Below are 25,319 nucleotides of genomic sequence, written 5' to 3' on the forward strand. Positions count from 1 at the left end.
ATCAGATTAATGAGCAAGACAGAGAGCCAACCCGGTTTCGGGTCAGCCAGAACCTGAGAAACGCGAACAGACCAGACGTTTGCCTTGAACCTTCTGGAGTTGACCGATGAACGTGCAGAACCCGAATCCTAGCCAGTCTTATTCAATGTCCATCTTGCCATCCTACAAAGCCGATGATCTGACCAAAGGCGGCAATCTTGCGCATATCGAGCTGGGGGACCAGCTGTATACGCTGCGGATCACCCGCGCCGGTAAGCTGATCCTTACGAAATGAACGGCGCATCACCTCGGGGCGGTGCAGCTGTTGGCAGGCTGTCCGACCTGAGCCCAATCGAAGCAGGTGCGGTGATGTATTTGCGGCTGTGGGGTGATGGCCCTGCAGGCCGTGCAGACGCCGCAAGCGATTTTGACATCGCGCTGGGCGCGGATCACGGACAGGCTGCGATGTTGACGCTGGACCGGCTATGCTCGCTTTGCGCAACTCACGGTCGCCGCCAGTTGGTACGGCATGGCCTGGGATGCGCGTGCCTTGGTGCTGATGAGAACTGTTTCGCGCAGATGATCGGGGCGGCTGCTGATGGTGCACGCGAGGATGCCATGATGATGGCGTCTTTGATCGTGCGTCCGGATTTTGCCCCGGCCTTGGCGTCACTGTCCGAGGATTTGGGGTTTGCCCTGCGCCGGATGACGAAATCTGTACCGCTGCCAAGCACCGGTCATCAGACACCGTCAACTGTTTTGCACTAGCCCCGCTAACAACACCCGCATCCGGCGTGATGGTGATCATGATCGCACGCCGGTGCAGGGGCATAATCTCCAACCTCTGACAACACATCCCGCAGAGCCCATAGGATCATATCCACATCATCGGCCTCGATTGTCAGAGGGGGGCGAATTTTCAGGATGTTGTCCTTGGGCCCCTCACTGCCGATCAGGATGCGGTGATCGCGCATCCGGTTTTTGACATATTGGCAGATCTCTGTGCTTTCCGAGCCATCTGGGTTGATCAATTCAACCCCCAGGAACAGCCCCATTCCGCGTACATCCCCGACGGAGGCGAAATCAGATTCGATCTGTTTCAGCCCTGCGATCAACCGTGCGCCCATGTCCCTTGCGTTGCCCTGCAGGCCTTCGTCATCGACGATATCCAACACTTCTTTGCCGATCCGACAGGATAGGGTTGAGCCGCCGAAGGTCGAAAAGAACTCGATGCCGTTGTCGAAGCTTCGGGCGATCTCCTTTGTGGTGACCACAACGCCAATGGGGTGGCCATTGCCGATGGGTTTGCCTAACACGACGACATCTGGCAAAGCCCCCTGATGTTCGAAGCCGAAGTAGTATTCGCCCAAACGGCCAAGTCCCGTTTGCACCTCATCAGCGATACAAACGCCCCCGGCGGCCCGGATTTTCTCGTAAACCGCAGGCAGATATCCTTTCGGAGGGATGATTTGCCCCCCTACCGAGGGAAAGGTTTCAGCGATAAAGCCGGCTATCCCATGACCTCTGTCACGCAGTGCGGCAATGGCTGGGTCCACAAGCGCGGCGAATTTTGAGGCGCGGTCGGGGTCGTCGCGTTTGAACGAACCACGAAAGTCGTCAGCTACCTCAATCAGTTCGACCCAATCGGCCTGCCCAACACCGCCGGGTTTGTTGAACTTGTAAGCGGAAATCGCCACCGCTGCATTGGTGTTGCCGTGATATCCATGATTCGGTGTCACGATCCCTTTGGCGCCGGTATGGGCACGGGCCAGTCGCAGGGCAAGCTCATTGGCTTCGGTGCCGGAATTGACGAAGAAACAGACCTGCAAATGATCGGGCAGTTTGGACAATATCTTATCTGCAAACTCCGTTTGTGCCGGATGCAGATAGCGCGTGTTTGAATTCATCCGTTTCAGCTGATCCGCAGCAACGGCCTGTATCCGCGGATGCGCATGCCCCACATGAGGGACGTTGTTGTACGCGTCCAGATAGGGGCGGCCCCATTCGTCGAATAGATAATGTTTCCAGCCCCGCACCAGCATGACCGGGTCATCGTAAGTCAGGCTGAGGTTGCCGCCGAAATGATCATGCCGACCCTGCAAAACAGTGCTTTTGTTGGTTGGCTGATAGAAGACCTTATCGTCCGGCAGGTTCAGCAGCGCGGCAGGATTTGGGCAGAGCTTGTGCCATAGGAACATTTCGTCGGGATCACCAACGCCGGGCCAGTCGCTCTCCAGCCCATCCGTGGTCAGTGCCAGCTGGAAATGTACATGCGGGGCCCATCCGCCATTCTGGCTGGCATCTCCAAGCTGGGCAAAAGTCGCCCCTTGCGCCACCGGATCGCCGGGTTGCAGCCGCTCACAAACCTCAGGGTCCAGATGACCGTAGAGCGTGTAAAACGGATCGCCCTCGGGTGTTTCATGACGCAGGATTACAACGCCGCCATAGTCCAGATGCATGTCGCGGTTCTCTGCGACCTCAACCCGCCCGCTCAGTGGCGCATGCAGCGCAGTACCGGCCGGGGCGAATACATCCACGGCCAGATGCACGGTCCGCCGGTCCGAGGCTTTCCAAGGACCCTTGCGAAACCCTGGCTCTGCATAGATCAGACGCGGTTCGTTATAGTAGCCCAGCCAAAGCCCATTCCCGAACTCCTCCCCCACGCGCGCCGCTTCTTCCAGCGGCATATGGAAAGGGTTCTGTGGCCAGACCGAGTTTTCAACCGACAAGGACCCCATAGAGGCGTCGCTCAGATCTTCCCCGAACATCGGGGCGAACCCGCCGCGATGTTCGGCAAGGAAGGCCAGAACACGATCGGCCCCGTCGGTCACGGGCAGGTCGCAGGCTGCGCGCAGGCGTGCAGACATCAGGCCGCCATTGACGGATGCGTTCTCAAAGAACCGCCATGCGGGCGCTTGCGAAATCGTGACATAAGGGTCGTCCGGATTCTCGGCGGCCATCAGGGTCGAGTTTACGACCGACACCGCCAGACGCATGCGCAGCAGCGGCCAGATCAGATCGATCTCCTGAGTGCTCAGGCGGTTTGCGGCATGGTATCCGCGCACCAATGCGGTCAGCGCGCGTTCGGGTTTGGGGTGGTCCAGAACGACATAGGCACCCGCAATCGCCAGATCGCAAACCCGAGGGGCCGCACACATATCGCCCAGATCGATCAGGCCCGAAACCGTCTGGCGCTGCCTAAAATCTCCATCGACCAGAATATTGTAGTCATTTGCGTCATTGTGAATGGCTTGTTTTGGCAAGCGGGCCAACTGATCTGAAATCGCTCTGAACCCCTGCACAACATCGGCCACCAACGCCCGCCGATCCGGGTCCGAGACAGCCTCCATATGTGCCTCAATCCAGCTGGCCTGCATGAGGTCCCATTTGAAGTCTGTCCGCTCTAAAGCGGCATGGGTGAAACCCTCCAGCGCACGGTCCGTCGCGCCCAGAACACGCCCAAGTTTCAGGATCAGTTCTTCACTTTTCGGCACGGCCTTGGCGTAGCATTGACCGGGCAAACGCTCCAGTAACCAAACCAAGCGGGAGGCGCCGGTTTCGTCCTGAACCTCAGGCAGCAGGTCGCCATTCAGATCGGCAATAACCTTTGGAAAGGGCAGGCCAGGTGCCGCAGAAGAAATGTACTTCAACGCCTCAATCTGCAAATCCACAAGGCCGGTTTCGCATCCCGCATGCATGACCTTGAGCACATAATCCTGCCCGTTCTTGGCCTCGACCAGAAAGTTCAGATCATACTCGCCATCCAAGCGCGTCAAACGCGCCTCAAGCCCCCATTGCGCGCGCAAGGCTGTTGTCCAGAAAGCACCAATATCGCTCATATCTTATCCATCTGACCCGGGGGTCCACCCTTCATCTGGCCAAAAAATATCTTCGGGGGGAGGCACGCCGAAAGGCGCGGCCGGGGGGGGGCAGACAGCCCCCTCCACGTCAATCCAAGGCGCGCAAACGTTTGAACAGCGAAGACGTATCCCACCGCCCACCGCCCAGCTTCTGCACATCCTTGTAGAACTGATCGACAAGCGCTGTGACGGGCAGTGAGGCCCCGGTTTCATTGGCGGTATCCAGGCAGATTCCCAGATCTTTACGCATCCAATCCACGGCGAATCCGTGATCAAAATGATCGTCCAGCATGGTTTCATACCGGTTGGCCATCTGCCAGCTGCCTGCCGCGCCCTGGCTGATCACCTCGACCACCGAACGGCCGTCCAGCCCGGCCTTTTCGGCAAAATGCAGCGCTTCGCTGAGGCCCTGAACCAGACCGGCGATGGCGATCTGATTGCACATCTTGGTCATCTGTCCTGCGCCACTGTCACCGATCCGACGGCAGATTTTGGAGTAAACCTGCATGATGGGCTCGGCAGCCTCGTAGGCGGCCTGATCCCCGCCACACATGATGGACAGAACGCCATTCTCGGCGCCGGCCTGACCGCCCGAGATTGGGGCATCCACAAAGGCGATGCCCTTGCTTTGACCCGACGCATACAGCTCGCGGGTCACTTTAGCAGAAACCGTGGTGTGATCGACAAAGGTCGTGCCTGAGGCCATACCGTGAAAGGCCCCATCATCGCCTGTGCAGACCATACGCAGGTCATCATCATTGCCGACACAGGCCATGACAAACTCGGCCCCCTGCGCGGCAGCTTGCGGAGTGGTCGCCATTGACCCACCATGTTGGTCCACCCAGGCTTGGGCCTTTGTAGCGGTGCGATTGTAGACGGTTACGTCATGACCGGCAGCCTGCAAATGCCCCGCCATGGGGTAACCCATGACGCCAAGGCCTAGAAAAGCGACTTTTGCCATTTTGAAAAACCTCTCTGATATCGGGCCTGGAGGCCGGCGACGTTCCGCAGGCAAGACCGGTTGGGCAGAGACAAAGCAAAGCTGCGCCCAAAGGGCAACCCCGCGTCAGGACTTGCCGCCAAGATCCTGCAAGATCGGACAATCGGGCCGATCATCCCCAGCACATGCATCGATCAGATGACCAAGCGTATCCCGCATGGCTTTCAGATCCGCGATTTTCGCATCGATCTGCGCAAGATGATCTCGGGCGACGTGTTTTACATCTGCGCTCGCGCGGGTTTCGTCCTCATACAAGGCAAGCAGGGTCCGGCAATCCTCAATCGTGAAACCCAACGCGCGGGCGCGTCCGAGGAAATTCAGCTTATGCAAATCCTGAGCGCGAAAAACACGATAGCCGTTGTCGTCGCGCAGCGGTTTGATCAGATCGATCTCTTCATAATAACGGATGGTCTTCGCGGGTAGACCTGTGCGGGTGGCGACATCTCCGATATTCATGCGGTTGCCTCTTTCGATGTGTCGGGCCTGACAAGGGGTAAATCAGCCCTGACCCGGCGCAGGCGTAGGGCATTGGAAACGACAAAGACGCTCGACAGGGCCATGGCCCCGGCGGCCAATGCTGGTGACAATAGAGGCCCGCCAAAGGGATAGAGGACACCCGCAGCGACAGGGATCAGCAGTATGTTATACCCGAAGGCCCAGCACAGATTCTGACGTATATTGCGCAATGTCTGGCGGCTGATTTCGACAGCGTTCGCAACTCCGCGCAGATCGCCAGACATCAGGACCACATCAGCGGTTTCGATTGCCACATCCGTGCCAGTGCCAATCGCCAGGCCGATGTCTGCGGCTGCGAGGGCGGGGGCATCGTTGATACCGTCGCCGACAAAAGCCACCGTGCCAAACTTGTCACGCAACTCTTCAATTGCGTCTCTTTTTCCGTCGGGCAGAACCTCCGCCGTGACGTGATTGATGCCCAAACGATCCGCCAGTGCCTGAGCCGTGCGCGCGTTGTCGCCAGTCACCATGGCCAAGGCCACACCTGTTTCGCGCAAGCGCGCCAGCGCCTCGGGCGTTCCTGGTTTGACCGGGTCCGAGACATAGATTGCTGCTGCCAACTGCCCGTCGATGGCCACGAACAAGGGTGTCGCACCCTGGGCGGCGCGCGCATCAGCTTCGGGTTTCAGGTCACTGACCGAAATTCCCAACTGGTCCATGAGCGATTGCGAGCCAACTGAAACGGATTGACCTTCGACCTGCCCCTGCAGGCCAAGGCCGGTGAGCGACTGAATCTCTGAGGCCTCGGGCAAATTGGCGGGGCCGGCGCGGGTGATTGCGGTTGCAATGGGGTGTTCAGACCGCGCCTCCAAAGCCGCGGCAATCCGCAGAACATCAGACGAGGCAAATCCACTGACTGGGGTCACGCTGTCCAGTTCGGGACGTCCAAGGGTCAGCGTCCCGGTTTTGTCCAAAGCAATCACCTTTGCCTGCTGCAATTGCTGCAAGGCATCCCCTTTGCGGAACAGCACACCCAGTTCAGCCGCGCGGCCCGTCCCAACCATGATCGAGGTTGGCGTGGCCAGACCCATCGCACACGGGCAGGCGATGATTAGAACTGAAACTCCCGCGGCCAAGGCATACGACAGGGCAGGTGCCGGACCCAGCAACAGCCATGCGAAAACAGCGACAACCGCAACGACCATGACTGCGGGAACAAATCGATAGGTGACTTGGTCGACCAAACCTTGAATTGGCAGTTTCGCTCCTTGCGCCTGTTCTACCATTCGAATGACTTGCGCCAATACGGTGTCAGCCCCCACATGTGTGGACTCAACCCTCAATGCGCCGGTTCCATTGACGGTTCCTCCAACGACCCGATCGCCTGCGGTCTTGCCCACGGGGATCGGCTCACCCGTGATCATGCTCTCGTCGACATAGGTGCTGCCTTCCAGTATCTGCCCGTCGACCGGAATGCGCTCTCCCGGGCGGATGTGCAGGATATCACCGGCGGCTATCTCAGCAATTGGGAGGTCTTGGGTCTCACCCTCGATCTCAACCCGAGCGGTTTTGGGTTGTAACCCGACCAGCCTGCGAATTGCCGCGCCAGTTTTGCCTTTTGCCCGCGCCTCGAGCCAGCGACCCAGAAGGATCAAAACCACGATCACGGCGGCAGACTCGAAATAGATATTGGCTGACCCCTGAGGCAACAGCCCAGGCGCAAAAACAGCCGTGACCGAGTACAGATAGGCGGCACCCGTTCCCAACGCGACCAAGGCATTCATGTCTGGTGCGCCGCGCAGCAGCGCTGGGATACCCTTTTGATAGAATATGCGCCCCGGTCCGATCAGCAGGGCTGAGGTTAGTGCAAACTGAATTAGCTGGCTGGTCTGTACCCCGATGGTTCCGTGAACCCAATGGTGAAAGGCGGGGACCAAGTGAGCACCCATCTCAAGGATAAAAACCGGCAGGGCTAGGGCTGCTGCAAGAAGCGTCGCACGGCACTGGTCTGTCGCCTCAGTCGTGTTCGAACTGATATTCGCCTCTGACGAGCTGACCTGCGCGGGATAGCCTATATCTGTGACGATCCCTGCAAGAATGGCGGGCGTGGTACTCCCCTCGGCATAGGTTACATGCGCTGTCTGGGTGGCCAGATTGACATCGGCGCGGACAACGCCCGGCGCTTTGGCCAGCGACCGTTCGATCTTGGAAACGCATGACGCGCAGTTCATGCCGTCAATCTTGAGAACGCTGTCTGCGAGGACGGCAGGATACCCGGCCTGTTCCAATGCGTCACTCAATACAGACATAGCTGTGTTGCCGGTCACCTGCGCCGACTGTGTCGCAAAATTGACCGTCGCGGCTTCGACACCCTCGGTGCCGGATAACACAGCTTCCACCCGCGCAACGCAGGAGGCGCAGTTCATTCCTGTAATTTTGATCTTTATCTGTTGAGCGTCCGCCATCCGACTCATCCCGATCCTTTGCAGATACCTAGATGGGGGTTCCAGTGACGGGAAGGTCAAGGGGGCGCATGGTGTTTCTTTGGAAACATGACGCGTTCCGGCTTGGTTTTAGCAAGAACGCAACGTTGAAATTGCCAGAAACGCCGCGTCACATGGATTGGCGGGACCCACACAGACCTGTAGCCTTTGGATAACCACTTATTGGAGAGCTTAAGATGTCGCTTTTTTCCTCATCCGCTGCCTGGGTCACTGACGAACACCGCATGTTTGCCGATATGGCGGGCCGTTTCATGGACGATGAACTTGTTCCCAATATCGAAACCTGGGTCGACAATGGCGTGGTAGATCGCGCGTTCTGGCACAAAGCAGGGCAGGCGGGCCTGATGGCTGGCGCAATCCCTGAGGAATATGGTGGCGTTGGCGGTGGCATGGGATTTGATGCCGTTACCATCTACGAACAAACCGCAAGGGGTGATGCGGGTTGGGGCTATGGCATCCAATCCATTGTGACGCATTACATCACGGCCTATGGCAGCGAAGACCAGAAACGGAAGTGGCTGCCTAAACTGGCATCAGGAGAGATGGTTGGGGCCCTTGCCATGACAGAACCCAGCACCGGGTCTGATGTTCAGGCGGTGCGGACGGTGGCTGAGAAGGATGGCAATTCCTACAAGCTCAACGGCTCAAAAATCTTCATTACAAATGGTCAGTCGGCGGATCTGGTGATCGTCGCGGCGAAGACGGATAAATCTCTGGGTGCCAAGGGTGTTTCTCTGATCGCGGTTGAGACAGAAGGGGCCGAAGGGTTCCGCCGCGGTCGGAACCTCAAGAAACTCGGTATGAAGGGCAACGATACCGCCGAGCTGTTCTTTGAAGACGTCAAGGTGCCAATGACCAATCTGCTGGGTGCGGAAGAAGGTCAGGGGTTCTATCAGCTGATGAAGCAGTTGCCGTGGGAGCGGTTGACGATTGGTTTGATGGCCTTGGGTGCGATCGACTTCGCCATCGCTGAAACAGTGAAATATGTGCAAGAGCGCAAAGCCTTTGGGCAGCGCGTCATGGATTTCCAGAACACACGCTTCAAGCTGGCAGAATGCAAGACTAAAGCCGAAGTGCTGCGCAGTTTCGTAAACGACTGCATCGCCAAGCTGGAAGCTGGTGAGTTGGACGCTGCCACCGCTTCGATGGTCAAATATTGGGGCTCGGAGGTGCAGAACGAGATCATGCACGAATGCCTTCAGCTGTTTGGCGGCTATGGTTTCATGATGGAGTATCCGATTGCGCGCCTCTATGCCGATGCGCGTGTGCAAATGATCTATGGCGGCACCAATGAGGTCATGAAGGAACTCATTGCTCGGTCTTTGGATGTTTAGGGAAGGCTCCCGCCCATCTTCGCCGTTTCTGGCGAAACGACTGTGATGGTTGGGCTGGGCCGGCGCAGGCAATGCCCGCGCTGGCCCGGCCCCTGCCGTCCGCAGGACGCAAGGTCGAAGGCGGCGCAGATTTTCGATCAGGTTTGATCTTTGATTGGTAACGGTCGCATGGACGCGTTAAGGCTGCGCAGAATGATTGAAAGCGCGCCATGACCAATCCCGATGAACCTCTTTGGCGAACCACCTGCCGTGAAACTGTCACGGCGGCACCGCTGTTGTCTGACATAAGTGTGGACGTTGCGATCATAGGAGGCGGCTATACAGGCTGTTCGGCGGCCTTATATGCGGCGCAGCAGGGTGCGTCTGTTTGTCTGCTCGAAGCAAAGAGCATCGGTCATGGCGGCTCTGGGCGCAATGTGGGGCTGGTCAATGCGGGCCTTTGGCTACCGCCTGACGATATCCGCAATCATCTTGGGCAGGAAACCGGTGACCGACTGATCGATCTGTTGGCGCAGGCACCTGCGGATGTCTTCGATCTGATCGATCAAAATGGGATCGATTGTGAACCGGTACGGCAGGGCACGCTTCACTGTGCACATTCCGGGGCAGGGCGCCGCGATCTGCAGAAACGACATGCGCAGTTGGTTGCCAGCGGTGCGCCAGTTGAGTTGCTAACAGCGCAGGATGCATCACAAAGAACCGGCAGCACAGCGTTCCAGGGAGCGCTATATGATCCGCGAGCGGGAACCATCCAGCCGATGGCATACGTCATGGGCCTGGCGCGGGTGGCCGCAGAGTCAGGAGCGCACATCTATACGGAAAGTCCGGTCCGAAGTCTGCGCCGCGAAGGCAAGGAATGGTTACTTGAGACACCTCAGGGAAGTGTGCGGGCGCGGGCTGTCATTCAGGCCACCAATGCGTATCATCAGGGCCCTGAAGAAACTGCACCTGACTATGTCCCTGTCTACTACTTCCAGTATGCGACCGCCCCCCTGTCACACAATCTGCGCGCCAGCATTTTACCAGCTGGTGAGGGATGCTGGGATACGGGTCTGATCATGACATCGTTCCGTCTGGATGGCGACGGGCGGATGATCATCGGTGGCATGGGTGATTTGGGTCATGCCGGGTGCGGAATACACTCGGCCTGGGTAAGACGAAAACTGGATCAGATATATCCGCAACTCTCAGATCAGCCCCTTGTCGAAGGGTGGCATGGTCGCATTGCCATGACGTCTGATCATATCCCGAAGATCACGCAAATTGGCCCCAATGCCTTGTCGGCGCATGGGTTTTCTGGTCGGGGTATCGGACCCGGTACGGTGTTTGGACGCCTGATGGCGCAAAGTCTTCTGACGGGTGATCCATCCTGCCTGCCTGTTCCAGTGGTGCCTGAGCACCGCGAGCGATGGCCTCGCCTGCGTCGGGTCTATTTTGAAACGGGTGCTGCACTGACACATCTGATCAAAGCGCGGTTCTGACGGGGTGCTTGACGATCAGCTTCGCAGCCGAGCGGCAATCTCTTCGATCCGTTTGCGCAGCCAACGATGGGCAGGGTCGTTGGCCATCCGCTGATGCCAAACCATGTAGATCGACACAGGCTCGCACTCAAAGGGTAGGGGCGCGCAGTCCAGCTCGGATAGTGGGCCTTGTTTCATCAACGCCGTATCGGTCGATATCAAGGGGCTGCCCTTCACGAATGAGGGAATGGCGTTGAAATGGGGCAGGGTCACGACGGGTGGTCGGATTTGGTTCTGATCGACCCCACGCATCACGGCGCGCGCGCTGCGGCCATCGGGGAATCGCACTTCGATATGGTCGCTTTCGCAGTAGTCTTCCCAACTGTTGGGCGCATCGCGCTGGGTTCCATCAAAAAATATCATCAAAGGGCTGTTCAGCAGGCGTTTCTGCAGAATATCCGGCCCGTCCGGGGGCAGCGGAGTCAGCATCAATTGGCACCTGTCACTGCGCAGCACGTCTGGGTCTGGCACGCCTGACGCGATGAAGTCGATCCTCAGCTGAACCCCCTCGGCGCGGGTTTCGCGCAGGAGGTCGGGAAAGATCAACTCGCGCGGCAGATCATTGGTTGCGATGGAAATCTCGATCTCTTCTGACTGAGGATCAAATGGGCGTTCATCGGTCAGCGCACGCATGCCGTCGAGGACGGTCTGTACCGGTTCTTTCAGTGACAAAGCGCGTTCTGTCGGCGTCAACCCCTGACCTGACCGCACAAAAAGCGGGTCGCCCATCACATAGCGCAGCTTGCCCAATGTGTGGCTGATCGCCGATTGGGTCACGCTCAGCCGGTCGGCGGCTTTCGAGACGGAACTCTCCTCGAGGATCGTCAGAAACGTGCGCAGGACCTTTCCGTCAAGATCCATGAAATCGATTTTCTTCATATGATATATGATTAGGCATGAATGGATTTGTTGTCCACCGGGCGCTAGACACTTCTCAGGCAAGGAGTCTCGATGGGCATTCGCTTTTTCTCGGACAAAAACCGACCGGTGCATTTGGGTCCATATCCATTGGAACGTCTGGCACGCCAAAGCGCCATCCCCGACCTGTCGGCGCTGCCCGAAATGCCGCAACTGAGCTTTCACCGGGATAAACAGCCCGAAAGCATCGTCAATGCGATGGGTGAATTTCAAGCGATGCTGGATACGATCCGCGATGGTCTGGTGAACCCGACAGTCTCGGATATCCCTGCTGATCCCCTGATCCGCGCGAACCATTTGAAAGCGTTTGGATATTTCAATGATGCGTCGATGATGGGTTGCGGACCTCTGCCCAGCGACGTTTTCTTGGATCAACCCCGCCGCAACCCCGATATCGACCGTTTGGCGCAAGCTCTGCGCAGTCGTCAGACAAAGACGCTTGCCTCGGGCATTGATGTGATCATGGCGGACCTGAAAGACAGCGTCGAAGCGACGCCCGGTCCGATTGATAACCATCGCCACGCCATCGTCTTTCTGTACGAGTACAACCGCGATCCTGATCCAGATGAACCCGGCGCGGATTGGATCATGGATGCGCAGGACCACCGTGCTTGCCTTCTGGCGACTGAAAACGCGACGGTTATTGCGAACTACATCCGATTGCTTGGCTTTGATGCACGAGCGCATTCGGCCATGTCGTCTGAGGTTGATTTGGGCAAGCTGGCGGTGGCCGCAGGATTGGCGACGGTTGAAAACTCAGTGTTGGTGGCCCCGTGGCTGGGGCGGCGTTTTGGTCTGGCTGCGGTCACGACCGAGATGGAGATTTCCCATGATCTGCCCTTGATCCCAATAGCAGAACAACCCTGGTTTCGCACTAAAGGCCCCGCCTGGTGGCTGGGGGCTGGGTTTGCCAAGAACGCGCTGAACCGAGACCCATATGCCAAACGGCGCTATGTGGACGGCGCTCATCCGTTTGAGACGCTGAAACGGGTCGAAACGCCAACCACCTACATCGACGAAGAAAATGTCGCTCGCGTTCCCAAACGCGCGGACATGTTCGCCCGCGCCCAGTTCGGGGATATGGGCAAACATCTGCAAGATGCCGCAAAGGGTGGATACTACGTGCGCAAATCCGCCCCGAGTTTTGCCCAACGCCGGGCCCTTGGTGCATTTGTTCTTTTGCAGGATGGCGACAGTGCAGATGTGCCCAAACCCTCGGACGCCGCGCGCAACGCGGCCAACATCAAGGCGGCTAGCTACTTTCTGGGCGTTGATGCGGTTGGCCTGAGCCGCTGCCCGGGCTGGAGTTGGTATTCCCACGACGCGACAGGCGAAGAAATTGACCCGCCCCATGATCAGGCCGTTAGCATGATCATCGATCAAGGCTATGAAACGATGGAAGGCGCAAGCGGCGATGACTGGATCAGCGTCGCGCAATCTATGCGGGCCTATCTGCGGTTTTCACTGCTTGGTGGGGTGATCGCTCAGCAGATCAGGAACATGGGCTACAAGGCCAAGGCGCATACGGTGATGGATGGCGAGGTGCTGCAACCACCGTTGTTGTTGCTGTCCGGATTGGGTGAGGTCAGCCGCATTGGAGAGGTCATCCTGAACCCGTATTTGGGTCCGCGTCTGAAATCAGGGGTGGTGACGACAGATATGCCGGTCGATCACGACAAGCCCATCGATTTTGGCCTGCAGACCTTTTGCGAATCCTGCAACAAATGCGCGCGCGAATGCCCCTCAGGCGCGATCACGGCCGGACCTAAGCTGATGTTCAACGGCTATGAAATCTGGAAGTCCGACAGCCAGAAATGTGCAACTTACCGGATCACCACACCCGGCGGGTCAATGTGTGGGCGTTGTATGAAAACCTGCCCCTGGAACCTTGAAGGCATCTTCAAGGAACGCCCCTTTCGCTGGGCTGCGATGAACATCCCACAAGCGGCCCCTGCATTGGCCAGACTGGATGATGCAGTCGGAAATGGCGGGCTGAATGACACCAAGAAATGGTGGTGGGACATCGAGTTGCAGGGTGATGGGTCTTATCGACCCTCAACCCACCCGCTCAATCGCCGTGATCTGCAACGGGACCTTGACCTGAAATACGAGGATCAGACTTTGGCGGTGTACCCCGCCAATCTGGCCCCGCACCCGTGGCCTTATCCCTTTGCCATGGACCGAGAGGCCGGGATCGCCGCCTATCAAGCGATGGTTTCGGCAGACGAATACAAATCCCGCAAGGCTGAGGGGGATCGATCTGTTGTACATCGCTATCAGATCGCTGGCGACGCACCTGTGATGCGGGTTGCCGTGACCAAGGTCGATAAGATGACAACGGATGTCACAAAGTACGAATTTGCATCGCTGGACGGTGCGCCCCTGCCGGGATGGACAGCGGGCGCACATCTGGACGTGCTGGTCGCGCCCGAATTCCTGAGGCAATACTCGATGTCGGGTAATCCATCGGATCGGGCAACCTATCAGATCGGCGTGCTGCGCGAGGATGAGGGGCGCGGCGGGTCCGCTCTGTTGCACCGGATCTTCAACGAAGGGCGCAAGGTTTTCATCTCAAAACCGATCAACCATTTCGAACTGGACGAGATGGCGACCAAGACCTTCTTGATGGGTGGCGGCATCGGGATCACGCCGATGATTGCCTTTGCCCACCGCCTACATGCGTTGGGCCGAGAATTCGAGTTGCACTACTCTGCCAGCGCACGCGACAGCGCCGGGTACCTTGAAGACCTGGCCACAGCCCCTTGGGCAGATCGTGTTCACTATCATTTCTCGGACGAAGGAACCCGTGCCGATCTGGATGCTATCCTTTCGGGCTATACCGAGGGATGGCACGTCTATACCTGTGGTCCGGATCGCTACATGGGCGGGGTGATGCAAGCGGCCGCTCGACAAGGTTTCCCTGATAATGCGCGGCATCTGGAGTATTTCTCGGCTCCGGAAGTGCCTGAATATGAAAATCACCCCTTCCGCCTCAAGCTTACGCGTTCGGGTCGGGTTTTGTCTGTCCCCGCAGACAAGGATGCGGCTCAGGTCCTTAGTGAGGCCGGGTTTCACGTGGATGTGAAATGCTCAGATGGAATCTGCGGGGTCTGCAAATGCGGTGTTCTGGCGGGTGAAATTGACCACCGCGATTTCGTTCTGTCAGCAAAACAACGCGAAAACGCGATGATCCTGTGCCAAAGCCGCGCGGCAGATCCGGACGGCATGATCGAGATCGACCTTTGACTACGGTCTGAAAGCGACATGATTTGACATCAAAATAGGTCGCGCGGGCCATGGACGCCGGAGAGCGGCTGAACTAACGTCCATCCGAACCCCAGTGAATCCTGACCCACAGGCGCGAGGTAAAATCATGGATTATCACAGCCCTGCCAGCTTTGCCGAAGCTTCGGCTCTGGCCGCAAAAGCGACGGGCATCACGCGGTTTCTGGCCGGCGGCACCGATGTCTTGGTGCAGCTACGCTCGGAACTGGTGACGCCCGATACGCTGATCGACATAAAGAAAATCAACGGCGTACACGACATCACCCGCAACGCTGATGGCAGTTGGACCCTTGGCGTCGCTGCCACGGGTGCCGAGATGAGTGAACATCCCGAACTTGGTCGCGATTGGCCCGGTGTGGTCGAGGCGATGGACCTGATCGGATCGACTCAGGTGCAGGGGCGCGCAACGCTGACTGGGAACCTCTGCAACGGCTCTCCGGCGGCTGATTCCGTGCCCGCCATGGTTGCCGCTGGCGTGACTGTTTCGGTCACCGGACCGGATGGTTCGCGCGAAGTCGCGGTCGAAGAAATCCCGACCGGCCCGGGTAAGACCTCGCTGGCGACGGGCGAGGTGATTTCTGCGGTCAACATCCCGGCGCGTGGCGAGAATGCAGGCGACGCCTATCTGCGGTTTATTCCTCGGACCGAGATGGATATCGCGGTTGTCGGCGTCGGCGTCAGCTTGCGTCTGGACGGGGATACAATCACCGAAGCCCGTGTATCCTTGGGGGCCGTCGCCCCGACCGTTTTGCTGGTAGAAGACTGCGCGAACGCGATCATTGGCAGCACGCTGGACGATGCCGCGCTGGATGCGCTGGGCGCAGCGGCCTCTGCCGCCTGCAACCCGATTGACGACAAGCGCGGTACCATCGCGTTCCGTACCGAAGTGGCCGGTGTTCTGACCAAACGTGCCGCAAAAATCGCCTATGCCCGCGCGAAGGGAGAACAAGCATGAGCAAGCTCCACGTATCCACCACCGTAAACGGGGACGCGGTCGATTATCTGTGCGATCCGCGCGAAACCCTGCTGGATTGTCTGCGCGACAAGCTGAACCTGACCGGCGCGAAAGAAGGCTGCGGCACCGGCGATTGCGGTGCATGCTCGGTCACGGTCGATGGCCGTCTGGTGTGCTCGTGCCTGATGCTGGGCGTCGAAGCTGAAGGCAAGCAGATCGAGACAGTCGAAGGCATCGCTGACGGGGATGTTCTGCACCCGTTGCAGAAAAAGATGATCGAATATGCCGCCCTGCAATGTGGCATCTGCACTCCGGGCATTCTGGTCGCGGCCAAATCACTGCTGGAAAAGAACCCCAACCCGACCGAAGAAGAAACCCGGTACTGGCTGGCGGGCAATCTGTGCCGCTGTACCGGCTATGACAAAATCATTCGCGCTGTGATGGACACGGCGGCTGAGATGCGGGAGGCGTCATAATGGCTCTGGACGATCGCAAATCTGAATTCACTTTTGTTGGGACGCGACCAAATCGCCCCGACGGTCTGGACAAGGTGACAGGCCGCGCCAAGTTTGGTGCGGATATCACCGCGCCCGGCATGCTACACGGCGCGATCCTGCGTTCGCCCCATGCCCATGCGCAGATCATCAAGATCGATACATCCAAAGCCGAGGCGCACAAGGACGTCAAAGCAGTCGTAACCCGCGCCGATTTCGCTGATGTCCCGTTCAAGCCGGGGCTGGAGGGCGAGTTCTGGAACGTTCTGGAAAACGTCATGGCGGGCGAAAAAGCGCTCTATGACGGGCACGCGGTGGCAGCTGTGGCGGCGACCTCTGCCCTCGCGGCGCGCGATGCGCTGAAACTGATCGAGGTTGAATACGAGGTCCTGCCCCATGTCACCGATGTGGACAAGGCGATGGCACCCGACGCGCCGGTCATCCGGGAAGGAGCGGCGGATTACTCCGTACCCGACGGGATGCACCCCAACGTAGTGCGCTACCACGAAAGCGGCCATGGCGATGTCGAAGCGGGTTTTGCCGAGGCTGATCTGGTCATCGAAGACAGCTTTGTTACCGAGGCGACCCATCAGGGCTACATTGAACCGCACGCCTGTCTGGGCATGCTGGGCAATGATGGCAAAGGTGAGTTGTGGTGCACCACCCAAGGCCACTGGATCGCACAGAAAACCTGTGCCGCACTGCTGGGGATTGAGACCTCCCAACTGCGTGTCACAGCATCCGAAATCGGCGGCGGCTTTGGTGGTAAGACCACCGTCTTCATTGAACCTGTCTCGCTCGCACTGAGCCGCAAGGCGAACCGCCCAGTCAAGATCGTGATGACACGATCCGAGGTATTCCGTGCAACGGGACCAACGGCCTCGGCGTCTATGGATATCAAGGTTGGGATGAAGAAGGACGGCACGATTTCGGCTGCGCAGGGCGTATTCCGTCTGCAAGGTGGGGCTTTCCCCGGCGCGCCGGGTGATATGACCGCCATGTGCGCCTTTGCTCCTTACAATCTAACCAACGTCAAACAGATCGGATATGACGTGATGGCCAACCGCCCGAAACAGGCGGCCTATCGCGCGCCGGGCGCCCCAATGGGGGCCTTTGCCGTCGAGTCGGTGATTGATGAGCTGTGTAAAAAGCTTGGTCTCGACCCCGTCGATGTGCGCCTAAAGAACGCAGCCCACGAGGGGACCAAGGCCAGCTATGGCCCGACCTACGAACGCATTGGTCTGGTCGAAACGCTGGAGGCCGCCAAGGCGCACCCGCACTATTCGGCACCGCTGAAGCCGGGGCAGGGGCGCGGGGTTTCCTGTGGCTTCTGGTTCAACCACGGCGGTGAAACTTCGGTGTCGCTCGCAATGTCCGAGGATGGCTCGGCGCAGTTGATGGTGGGAACGCCCGATATCGGTGGCTCACGCGCGTCGATGGCGCTGATGGCGGCTGAGGTTTTGGGTATTCCATACGAGAACATCCGCGTGACCATAGCAGACACCGCAACGCTGGGTTACAACGACGTCTCGCACGGCTCGCGTGTGACCTACGCGTCGGGTCTGGCGACGATCAAGGCGGCCAAACACGCGGTTGAGAAACTGTGCGAACGCGCCGCAGCCAAGTGGGGTATTCCGGTTGAGGCGGTGAAATGGGAGGACGGCTGTGCTGTGCCCTCAGGCCCCAACGCAGGCGATTTCGATCCGCTGGCCCTGTCCGACATCACGGCGGATATGGGGCGCACCGGCGGCCCGATCTCAGGCCATTTCGAGGCGACTCCGGAAGGTGCGGGTGTGTCCTTCGGTACCCATATCGTCGATGCCGAGGTCGACCCAGAAACCGGCAAGACCAGCGTGACTCGCTACACGGTCATTCAGGATGCCGGTAAGGCGATCCACCCGACATATGTCGAAGGCCAGTTCCAAGGCGGTGCCGCGCAAGGTATCGGCTGGGCGCTGAACGAGGAATATATCTACGGCGAAGACGGGCGGCTACAGAACTCGATCTTCCTCGACTATCGCATCCCCGTCGCAAGTGACCTGCCGATGATCGACACGGTGATTGTCGAAGTGCCCAACCCCGGCCACCCGTTTGGCGTGCGTGGTGTGGGCGAAACCGGCATCGTTCCGCCCCTGGCCGCCATCGCCAACGCGGTGTCAAACGCGGCTGGTGTTCGGATGAAGCAATTGCCAATGTCTCCGCCGCGCATTCTGGCGGCGCTTAAGGACAATGGTTGAGGTCCATCTTTGGTCCGGCCTCCGGTCACTGACCGGGGGCCAACAGGTGGTGGGGGTTGAGGCCAAGACCACCGGAGAGCTTCTGCAAGCTTTGGTCGCCGCTCACCCTCAGTTGCAGGCGCCGATTGATGCAGGCGTTTCTATTGCTGTCGACGGACGCGTCATTGCCACGGGGCTAACCGAACCCATCCCCGAAGGCAGCGAAATCTACCTGATGCAACGCTTAAGGGGCGGTTAGGCCTCGGGCGACCACGGTTCGCGCCCGACCATCCGGTCGGCCTCGGCCGTAATGTCGTTCATATGTTGCTCAAGGCTCAGCCGCAGAGATTCGATCTCCTCTTCACTTGCCTTACGCGGCACCGTTTCGGTCCACTCGCGGCACAGAAACACGCCCTCATTGCGCCAGGGGCGAGGCATCAGCAGGCGGTCCCAGGTGTCGGCCTCTCGCCCGTGTTTGGTAGAAAAGGTAATGCCAAAAACCCGTTTGCCCGAAGTGCGCGCCCAAACCAAAGGCACCGTCGACAACACCCGTTCCGGACCCCGTGGGCCATCGGCTGCGATCCCAATGGAAATGCCCCGCTTGATCTTGCCGATCACTTCGCGCGACACCGCGATATTGTTCGCGTTCTTGCTGGTCATGGCGATCGTGTCCATGCCAAACAGTTTCTGCACTCTGCCCACCATGCTGCCCGCGCGTGCCGAGGATGTGATTGAACAGATTTCGCCTTTGTCTAGCGGGAAAAAATAGGGCGATTGGGCCAGTCTTTGATGCCAAAGTACGACGATGACCGGCTCACCCTGTTCGGCCAGTTGATCCAGCTCTTCATACCCGATGCGCTGCCAACGCGTGTTGCGGTTGACCAACCGGATATAACTGGCGATCCGCCGTGCAGCCCAATTCAACAAAGCTTCGCTGTCGGCGATTTTCGTGCGGAGGCTCAAACTGGGTTCCCTTTGTTGCCCGACCCTTGTCTTACCGCACTGCGCGCGCCGCGCAACTTGTTTGTCTGGTGACCAACTAACGAGGATTGCAAAAAAGCCTCTTGAGTCCGCCGCGCGGCTGGCATATCTGGTGGCGCACCACAGGGGTATAGCTCAGTTGGTAGAGCGACGGTCTCCAAAACCGTAGGTCGCGGGTTCGAACCCTGCTGCCCCTGCCATTTCAACACAACTTAGCGACACTGATTCAGGCCAACAACAACTGGTCCCCAATATTGGTCTTGTGCCGGGTCGGCATCGTTTTGGCATCGTGTCCGTCAATGGTCAGAGACAAGTCTTTGTAGAACCCCTTGCTGTCGAACCACCAGCGATGGGATTTGGCCATTTTGCGCTGCCCTTTCGGCACATCGCGCTTGTATTGCTCCTCGCAATAGATGTCCCAATGCCCTTTCGAGGTCAGTTTGGGCATCCCAACGCGGCCGACACGTTCCCGACCTCCGTTCACAAGACCTCCGGACAGCGCCAGAACCTTGTCCTTGCCGCTGTAATAATTGGTGAACCGTTTGCTGCGCTTTTTTAGGACCAGATCGCCCCAAGCGCCTTTTTCCAGCCAATCCGCATCCACATCGCCTGAGGCGAAGGTGATCTGATCTGCCGACCAGATTTTGTTGCCGGGTCCTGCGGAATCACCGAAATCAGAGAAGGCGCGCAAGACCACCAAAGCGCCCATAGAATGCGCCAGAATGTGCACTTTGGGCTTTGGCGACATGCCGAGAAGTGGCAACATGCCATCCCCAACCAGATGCGGGGCGACGGCCTTGGCATCTGCGCGGTCGCTGTCATAGGTATGCAGTGACCCGTCGCTGGGCCAGTCAAAGGCGACCACTGCGCCCTTATATCCATTGGCCCTGACGCTCTTTTCAATCTTGTCCAACCGATCCAGCATATCCTTCTGGCTGGTATTGAAGCCGTGAACATAGATCAAAACGGCAGAGTCTCCGCCTTGCTGCTGCACAAGGTTCAGCCATTTTGCTTTTTTGATGATGCCGCCTTTGCGGATACGTCCGTCGGCGGTTTTTTGAGTGATATGCACGTAACGTGTTTTCGCGGCAGGTTTGAGGGTGAACTTCTTCTTCTGTGCATTGTAGGTGCGCCGTGAGAAAAATAAGGCCATTTGTCAAACTCCTTTATTCGTAATCTGTTGAGTGTCGCACGAACTTGAGAGTTCACAAAACGCAATCTCCCAAAGAGGGGGTGCGGGCGAAGCATTAGCAAGGGCGACAGGTTCCCTCTGCCAATCGAATGGCCTATGCTCAGCCCCGGTAGACACAGACACACGAGGACCCATGTCGCGCTTTGATGGATATTTCCTGCGACAGTTGCTGATTCTGTTCGGCTTTTTCACTTTGGTCCTTGTCGGGGTATTCTGGATCACTCGATCCGTCAGCCTGTTTGACCGGGTCATCAGTGGCGGGCAATCGGCGATGGTGTTTCTGGAGTTCACTGCCCTGACACTGCCAACCCTGATCCGCACGGTGATGCCCATGGCGGTGTTCGCAGCTGCGGTTTACGTCACCAACCGATTGAGCCGGGAAAGCGAGTTGACAGTTATGCTGGCGACCGGGTCCAGCCCCTGGAGGTTGGCGCGCGCTGTGGTTCTGTTTGGCCTGATCACGGGGCTGATGATGGCGATCATCAGTGTCTTCTTGCGCCCGGCCTCGGTCGAGCAGCTTGAGATTAGACAAGCCGAGGTTGCCGGGGATGTGACGGCGCAGCTGTTGAACGAAGGTGAATTTATGCACCCGGCCGAAAATGTAACGGTCTATATCGGGGGCATTGATCTGGATGGAACACTGCAAGAGGTGTTTGTGTCCGACCGGCGTGATCCGGAGAATGCAGTCAGCTATTCCAGCGCCACGGCCTATTTGGTGAACAACAGCACCGGTATTCATCTGGTGATGGTCGATGGCGTGGCTTTGCGCCTGAATGCCGAGGGACGGACGCTGTCGTCGACCCTGTTTCAGGACGCATCCTACGACATCTCGGAACTGGCCAATACAGGCGGTATGACCCGGCGCAGCCTCGAGGCGATTTCGACGGCCGAACTGCTCTATTCCATGAAGACCATCGAGGAAACGGAATTCCACAGCCGTGGGCATCTGATCGAAGAATTACATCAGCGCTTCTCGTGGGTTGCGATCTGTATCGCGGTGTCGCTGGCGGGGTATGCAACGCTCATGCTTGGCAGCTTCTCTCGTTTTGGGCTATGGCCACAGATCCTGGGGGCCTTCACGATACTGGTCCTGCTGGAAGGTGTCAGAGGGTTTGTGTCGCCCGTTGTGATCGATGATCCACGGCTTTGGGGATTGCTTTATCTACCGGCGGTGATCGGGATAGTCATTTCGGTCTTGTTTTTGCTTGTTGCAGGCCGACCGGTGCTGAAAAAACGCGCCAGACCAGAGGGGGCTTTGGCCTCTCCGGCATGAGCACGTTTACAAAGCGGTTCCAAGCTTGGCGGGGCGCTCGAAATCTAGCAGGATGCCATCAATCGATAGACGATCTGTGCGGCGGTGAAATCCCATGCAGCGTTGCCATCAGGTGCCAGTTCGACCACGTCAAAGCCAACGCACTTACGGCCTTTCAAGGCGTGTTCAACAAGGTGCAGTGCCTGATAATACCCCAAGCCACCCGGGACGGGCGTGCCGGTCGCGGGCATTTGCGAAGGGTCCAGGCCGTCGACATCAAAGCTGACATAGACCAGTTCAGGGAAATCTTGCGGCAGATCGACTGAGTGGATGTTCCCGGTTACCAGTTCCTCGGCGTCGACGTGGAAGACATGGTTTTTCAGACGGCTTTTGACCTCCTCGGTGGAAAAGGCACGGACGCCGAACTGCGCAAGTCGGACGCCCTTTTCGGCCAGCAGATGCATGACCGAGGCGTGGCTGTGTTTTTCGCCTTGATAGGCGTTGCGCAAGTCTGCATGGGCGTCGATCTGGACGATTCCGATGGGCTGGTTCAGCGCCCGCGCCACACCCATCACCGCGCCGTAGCTGAGGGAATGTTCTCCGCCCAGGGTCACGGGCACCTTGCCCGCGCGAATGGCGGCCTCGGTCCGTTGGGCGAGGCGTTCCATCACCTCGGGTAAGGGGCCGTCACACTCCAGAGGGTCTTCGGTAAAGATACCCTGGACGCAAGGCTCGGCATGGCCGGTGATGCGTTCCAATTCGTTGCTGGCTTCGATGATTGCATCAGGCCCTTTGGCTGTGCCTGATCCGTAGGAAACGGTACGTTCCAGCGGCACTGGGATCACGCGGAACCGGGCGTCCTCGCTGCGTTCGGCCTCAGTCAATTCACTGTCGAGGAAAATGCTCATGAGAGGCGGTCCTTAAAGTCGTCATAGCCGAACTGTTTGATGATCTTCAGTTCGTCCGTTTCGCTGTTCCATAGGGCAATGGTCGGCAAGGGAACACCGTTGAACGTGTTGGTTTTGACCATCGAATAATGCGCCTGATCGAGGAAGGCAAAACGCTGGCCGATCTCAAGCGGTGTGTCCCATGTGTAATCGCCGATCACGTCGCCCGCGAGGCACGAGGGGCCGCCCAGCCTGTAGGTATGGCCTGCCTCAGCCTCGTCCATCAGGGCGGGGCGATAGGGGGCCTCGATCACGTCGGGCATGTGGCATGTGGCCGAGATATCGGTGATCGCAAGGTTCATGCCATTGGTGGGCAGGTCAAGGATTTCCCCGACCAGAATACCCGCGTCCAACGCGACGGCCTCGCCGGGTTCGAGATAAACGTCGACATCGTATTTCGCGCGGATGGATTTAATGAATTCCACCAGCCCGTCCCGGTCGTAGTCATCGCGGGTGATATGGTGACCGCCGCCGAAATTCAGCCATTTGAGTTGCCCAAGGAAGGGTTTGAGTCTTGGTTCAACGGAAGCCCACGTGCGTTGCAGCGGTTCGAACCCTTGTTCGCAGAGCGTGTGCATGTGCAACCCGTCCACGCCGATCAGCGTGGCCTCGGTCAGTTGGCTGACAGGCGTCCCGAGGCGTGAGCAGGGTGCGCAGGGATCATATTTGGGAATCTCGCCCTCAGAGTGTTCCGGATTGACGCGCAGACCGATCTGCACGTTGGCCGCTTGGGCTTTGGCAAGGAACCGGTCTTTTTGCGCGGGCGAGTTGAAAATGATGTGGTCGGACAGCGACAGAATCTCGTCGATATCCGCATCCTTGTACCCGGCGCAGAACGTGGCAACTTCGCCGCCATATTCCTCGCGGCCCAGTCGCGCCTCATAGATGCCGGACGCGCAGGTGCCGCCGAGATGTTGGCGTACAAGTGGGGCAAGTGAGAACATTGAAAACGCCTTGAGCGCGCTCAGTACATGCGCGCCGGAGCGGCTGCCGATCTCGGAAAGGATGGTCAGGTTCCGTTCGACCGCTTTTTCATCGACCACAAAGCAGGGTGTGGGGACGCGGCTGAGGTCGAAGTTGCGGAAGGCGCCGGCGTCACCGGCTTGGGTCGTCATCATGTCGGACATGTCCGGCGTCTCCGATTTTTGGAGAGGCCGGGGGCGCTGCCCCCGGAACCCCCGGGATATTTATGGCCAGATGAAGTTCTGGATCTAGAATTCTACGGGACCGTCGAGTTCGTGGACTTGCCATGGCAGACCGTGGGTGTTCAGCATGTCCATGAAGTCGTCAGGATCCAGCTGTTCCATGTTCCAAACGCCCGGTTCACGCCAGTTGCCTTTCAGCACCTGTGCTGCGCCGATCATGGCGGGGACACCAGTGGTGTAGCTGACGGCTTGGGAGCCGACCTCGGCGTAGCATTCTTCGTGGTCGCAGATGTTGTAGATGTAGTAGGTCTTCTCGCCCAAGCCGTCCTTGGCCTGACCCGTGGCGATGTCGCCGATGCAGGCTTTGCCTTTGGTTTCCGCACCCAGATCGCCTGGGTCGGGCAATAGCGTTTTCAGGAATTGGATCGGGATGATTTCCTTGCCGTCATGCATCACTGGGTCGATGCGGGTCATGCCGACGTTTTCCAGCACTTTGGCGTGGGTGATATAGGCGTCGCCGAAGGTCATCCAGAAACGGGCGCGTTCGATCTCGGGGAAGTGGGTGGAGAGCGACTCCAGTTCCTCGTGATACATCAGGTACATGTTCTTGGGGCCGATGGCGGGGAAGTCGAATTCCACCTTGTGGGTCATGGCGGGGCTGTGCTGCCATGCACCGTTTTCCCAGTGGCGTACCTCGGCCAGCACTTCGCGCAGGTTGATTTCCGGGTTGAAGTTGGTGGCGAATTCCTGATCGTTCGAGCCGCCATTGGCATCCAGCACGTCGATCTGGCGGATGGTGTCCAGCTTGTGTTTCTTGAGCCATTTCGCGAAGACGCTGGTCACGCCCGGATCGAAACCCGAGCCGAGGATGGCGGTCAGGCCTGCCGCTTTGAACCGTTCCTGATAGGCCCACTGCCAGTGATATTCGAACTTGGCCTCGTCCTCGGGCTCGTAGTTCGCGGTGTCGAGGTAGTGGATACCGGCCTCAAGGCAGGCGTCCATCAACACCAGATCCTGATAGGGCAGGGCGAGGTTCACGAGGATCTCGGCACCGGTTTCCTTGATCAGCTTGACCGTGTCTTCGACCTTATAGGCGTCCAGTTCGGCGGTCTTGATTTCCACGCCGAAGCGATCCTTAACGGCCGCTGCGATGGCGTCGCATTTCGATTTCGTGCGGCTGGCCAGAGTGATCTCGGTGAAGATATCCGAGTTCATCGCCATTTTGTGCACGGCGGCGTGGGATACGCCGCCTGCGCCGACAACCAGTGTTTTGCCCATGGT

The 25,319-nt window shown here is 58.5% G+C and carries 20 protein-coding genes and 1 tRNA gene; 11 read left to right on the forward strand and 10 right to left on the reverse strand.

Going from position 1 to position 25,319, the window contains the following annotated elements; translation table 11 throughout:
• Window positions 1-106: 106 nt before the first annotated feature.
• Together hemP and ABLN87_RS12095 are read left to right on the forward strand one after the other, a co-directional pair.
• On the forward strand, window positions 107-274 hold the full coding sequence (hemP, locus tag ABLN87_RS12090; protein WP_170536364.1) for a hemin uptake protein HemP: 168 nt from the start codon (window positions 107-109) through the stop codon (window positions 272-274).
• The gene (locus ABLN87_RS12095; RefSeq protein ID WP_353010543.1) at window positions 271-747 is read left to right on the forward strand and encodes a hypothetical protein; all 477 of its coding nucleotides are present in this window, start codon (window positions 271-273) and stop codon (window positions 745-747) included. Before hemP ends, ABLN87_RS12095 begins: the two co-directional genes overlap by 4 nt.
• Window positions 748-752: 5 nt before the next feature.
• Here the strand turns inward: ABLN87_RS12095 and ABLN87_RS12100 are convergent, their stop codons facing one another.
• The 4 genes from ABLN87_RS12100 to ABLN87_RS12115 all read right to left on the reverse strand — a co-directional run bounded on the left by ABLN87_RS12100 (window position 753) and on the right by ABLN87_RS12115 (window position 7,760).
• On the reverse strand, window positions 753-3,818 hold the full coding sequence (locus ABLN87_RS12100) for an aminotransferase class III-fold pyridoxal phosphate-dependent enzyme (RefSeq protein WP_353010545.1): 3,066 nt from the start codon (window positions 3,816-3,818) through the stop codon (window positions 753-755).
• 109 nt (window positions 3,819-3,927) lie between these two features.
• Window positions 3,928-4,800 carry an NAD(P)-dependent oxidoreductase gene (locus ABLN87_RS12105; RefSeq protein WP_353010547.1) on the reverse strand — a complete coding sequence of 291 codons (873 nt, stop codon included), beginning with the start codon at window positions 4,798-4,800 and terminating at the stop codon, window positions 3,928-3,930.
• 105 nt (window positions 4,801-4,905) lie between these two features.
• A complete protein-coding gene (gene cueR, locus ABLN87_RS12110) occupies window positions 4,906-5,295 on the reverse strand; it encodes a Cu(I)-responsive transcriptional regulator (protein WP_353010549.1) in 390 nt (129 codons plus the stop codon).
• On the reverse strand, window positions 5,292-7,760 hold the full coding sequence (locus ABLN87_RS12115) for a heavy metal translocating P-type ATPase (RefSeq protein ID WP_353010551.1): 2,469 nt from the start codon (window positions 7,758-7,760) through the stop codon (window positions 5,292-5,294). Before ABLN87_RS12115 ends, cueR begins: the two co-directional genes overlap by 4 nt.
• Before the next feature lie 215 nt (window positions 7,761-7,975).
• On the opposite strand from ABLN87_RS12115, the gene ABLN87_RS12120 reads away from it, so the two are divergent.
• The gene (locus ABLN87_RS12120) at window positions 7,976-9,133 is read left to right on the forward strand and encodes an acyl-CoA dehydrogenase family protein (RefSeq protein WP_353010553.1); all 1,158 of its coding nucleotides are present in this window, start codon (window positions 7,976-7,978) and stop codon (window positions 9,131-9,133) included.
• Between the two features lie 209 nt (window positions 9,134-9,342).
• Window positions 9,343-10,614 carry an NAD(P)/FAD-dependent oxidoreductase gene (locus tag ABLN87_RS12125; protein WP_353010555.1) on the forward strand — a complete coding sequence of 424 codons (1,272 nt, stop codon included), beginning with the start codon at window positions 9,343-9,345 and terminating at the stop codon, window positions 10,612-10,614.
• A 15-nt stretch (window positions 10,615-10,629) separates the two neighbouring features.
• Here ABLN87_RS12125 and ABLN87_RS12130 read toward each other — a convergent pair whose 3' ends face one another.
• A complete protein-coding gene (locus ABLN87_RS12130) occupies window positions 10,630-11,532 on the reverse strand; it encodes a LysR family transcriptional regulator (protein WP_353010557.1) in 903 nt (300 codons plus the stop codon).
• A 72-nt stretch (window positions 11,533-11,604) separates the two neighbouring features.
• Between ABLN87_RS12130 and ABLN87_RS12135 the strand changes: the two genes are divergently transcribed.
• From ABLN87_RS12135 to ABLN87_RS12155, 5 genes are all read left to right on the forward strand, one after another.
• Entirely contained in the window at window positions 11,605-14,817 is a 3,213-nt protein-coding gene (locus ABLN87_RS12135) for a 2Fe-2S iron-sulfur cluster-binding protein (RefSeq protein WP_353010559.1), read from the forward strand.
• A gap of 127 nt (window positions 14,818-14,944) precedes the next feature.
• Window positions 14,945-15,811: an FAD binding domain-containing protein gene (locus ABLN87_RS12140; protein ID WP_353010561.1), complete on the forward strand. Its 867-nt coding sequence runs from the start codon at window positions 14,945-14,947 to the stop codon at window positions 15,809-15,811.
• A complete protein-coding gene (locus tag ABLN87_RS12145) occupies window positions 15,808-16,287 on the forward strand; it encodes a (2Fe-2S)-binding protein (protein ID WP_353010563.1) in 480 nt (159 codons plus the stop codon). Before ABLN87_RS12140 ends, ABLN87_RS12145 begins: the two co-directional genes overlap by 4 nt.
• Window positions 16,287-18,542: a xanthine dehydrogenase family protein molybdopterin-binding subunit gene (locus tag ABLN87_RS12150; RefSeq protein WP_353010565.1), complete on the forward strand. Its 2,256-nt coding sequence runs from the start codon at window positions 16,287-16,289 to the stop codon at window positions 18,540-18,542. The genes ABLN87_RS12145 and ABLN87_RS12150 overlap by 1 nt, the downstream gene beginning before the upstream one ends.
• On the forward strand, window positions 18,535-18,780 hold the full coding sequence (locus tag ABLN87_RS12155) for a MoaD/ThiS family protein (protein ID WP_353010567.1): 246 nt from the start codon (window positions 18,535-18,537) through the stop codon (window positions 18,778-18,780). The genes ABLN87_RS12150 and ABLN87_RS12155 overlap by 8 nt, the downstream gene beginning before the upstream one ends.
• Here ABLN87_RS12155 and ABLN87_RS12160 read toward each other — a convergent pair.
• Window positions 18,777-19,484 carry a lysophospholipid acyltransferase family protein gene (locus ABLN87_RS12160; protein WP_353010569.1) on the reverse strand — a complete coding sequence of 236 codons (708 nt, stop codon included), beginning with the start codon at window positions 19,482-19,484 and terminating at the stop codon, window positions 18,777-18,779. The two genes, ABLN87_RS12155 and ABLN87_RS12160, sit on opposite strands and share 4 nt — an antisense overlap.
• Window positions 19,485-19,626: 142 nt before the next feature.
• Between ABLN87_RS12160 and ABLN87_RS12165 the strand changes: the two genes are divergently transcribed.
• A tRNA-Trp gene (locus ABLN87_RS12165) sits at window positions 19,627-19,702 on the forward strand.
• 26 nt (window positions 19,703-19,728) lie between these two features.
• Here the strand turns inward: ABLN87_RS12165 and ABLN87_RS12170 are convergent.
• Window positions 19,729-20,655 (reverse strand): alpha/beta hydrolase, encoded by a 927-nt coding sequence (locus tag ABLN87_RS12170; RefSeq protein WP_353010570.1) that lies wholly within the window; start codon window positions 20,653-20,655, stop codon window positions 19,729-19,731.
• A gap of 172 nt (window positions 20,656-20,827) precedes the next feature.
• Here ABLN87_RS12170 and lptF point away from each other — a divergent pair, with 172 nt between their 5' ends.
• Window positions 20,828-21,967: an LPS export ABC transporter permease LptF gene (gene lptF, locus ABLN87_RS12175; RefSeq protein WP_353010571.1), complete on the forward strand. Its 1,140-nt coding sequence runs from the start codon at window positions 20,828-20,830 to the stop codon at window positions 21,965-21,967.
• 44 nt (window positions 21,968-22,011) lie between these two features.
• Here lptF and speB read toward each other — a convergent pair whose 3' ends face one another.
• From speB to ABLN87_RS12190, 3 genes are all read right to left on the reverse strand, one after another.
• Entirely contained in the window at window positions 22,012-22,854 is an 843-nt protein-coding gene (gene speB, locus ABLN87_RS12180; protein ID WP_353010573.1) for an agmatinase, read from the reverse strand.
• Window positions 22,851-24,020 carry a carboxynorspermidine decarboxylase gene (gene nspC / locus ABLN87_RS12185; protein ID WP_353010575.1) on the reverse strand — a complete coding sequence of 390 codons (1,170 nt, stop codon included), beginning with the start codon at window positions 24,018-24,020 and terminating at the stop codon, window positions 22,851-22,853. The genes speB and nspC overlap by 4 nt, the downstream gene beginning before the upstream one ends.
• 84 nt (window positions 24,021-24,104) lie before the next feature.
• On the reverse strand, window positions 24,105-25,316 hold the full coding sequence (locus ABLN87_RS12190) for a saccharopine dehydrogenase family protein (protein WP_353010577.1): 1,212 nt from the start codon (window positions 25,314-25,316) through the stop codon (window positions 24,105-24,107).
• Window positions 25,317-25,319 lie beyond the last annotated feature (3 nt).

This window comes from Ruegeria sp. SCP10 (assembly GCF_040329495.1).
Lineage (GTDB): Bacteria > Pseudomonadota > Alphaproteobacteria > Rhodobacterales > Rhodobacteraceae > Ruegeria.